Here is a 1131-nt window from a genome sequence, read left to right as displayed (position 1 = left end):
CGGCGGGAAGAGAAAGCTGGGAATCCCAACCGTGTTGGACCGATTTATCCAGCAAGCCATTGCACAAGTTCTCACCAAAGAATATGACCCAACGTTCTCCACACATAGTTACGGATTCCGTCCTAACAAAAGAGGACACGATGCGGTACGGGAAGCGAGAACATACATCAAACAAGGGTACCGCTGGGTTATTGACATCGACCTAGAGAAATTCTTTGATAAAGTGAACCACGACAGGCTCATGCGAACATTAAGCAATCGAATCCAGAACCCCAACCTTCTGAGGTTAATTCGTAAATACCTACAGGCAGGGATTATGGAAAATGGGTTGGTACAGCCAAATATAGAAGGAACCCCACAAGGTGGACCGTTAAGTCCGCTCCTTTCTAACATTGTTCTGGATGAATTGGATAAAGAATTGGAAGAGCGTGGACTTCACTTCGTCCGCTTTGCGGACGATTGTAATATTTATGTTCGCTCCAAAAGAGCAGGTCAACGAGTGATGAACAGTATCACGACCTTTATCGAGAAGAAACTGAAACTGAAGGTCAATGAAGAGAAAAGCGCGGTAGACCGCCCATGGAAACGCAAATTCCTTGGCTTCTCTTTCACCTTTCATAAAGAAAATCCAAAGATTCGGATTTCTAGAGAAAGTATCAAACGCTTCAAACGACGGATCCGGGAACTGACGTCTCGAAGCAAGTCCATGAACATGACAGATAGAATCAAGAAACTAAACGAATATCTGGTGGGCTGGATGGGCTATTATCAGTTGGCAGAAACACCATCCATATTGAAAAGCCTGGATGGTTGGACCCGGAGAAGGTTGCGAATGATACGGTGGAAGGAATGGAAGAAAGTCAAAACCAAGTATAAGAACCTCATGAAACTGGGAGTAAAGAAGGGAAAAGCGTGGGAATGGGCAAACACAAGGAAGGCGTATTGGCGGATAGCCAATAGCCCAATCTTGCATAAAGCCCTTGGCGACCATTACTGGACAAACCAAGGGCTAAAGAGTCTATTCGGTCGATATCAATCAAGGCGTTGGACTTAAATGGAACCGCCGTATACGGAACCGTACGTACGGTGGTGTGAGAGGTCGGGGGTTAGCCACCCCCTCCTACTCGATTG

Annotated in this window: 1 protein-coding gene; it reads left to right on the top strand. The window is 46.2% G+C overall.

Annotation, left to right across the window (positions count from 1 at the left end):
* A partial coding sequence (gene ltrA / locus A4U59_RS20670) for a group II intron reverse transcriptase/maturase (RefSeq protein ID WP_070121853.1) occupies nt 1–1054 on the top strand: 1054 nt, incomplete at its 5' end.
* Nucleotides 1055–1131: the final 77 nt, after the last annotated feature.

This window comes from Bacillus marinisedimentorum, from assembly GCF_001644195.2.
Classification (GTDB): domain Bacteria; phylum Bacillota; class Bacilli; order Bacillales; family Bacillaceae_O; genus Bacillus_BL; species Bacillus_BL marinisedimentorum.
Note: the sequence above shows the minus strand (reverse complement) of the source record. Positions and strands in the feature narration are given on the sequence as shown.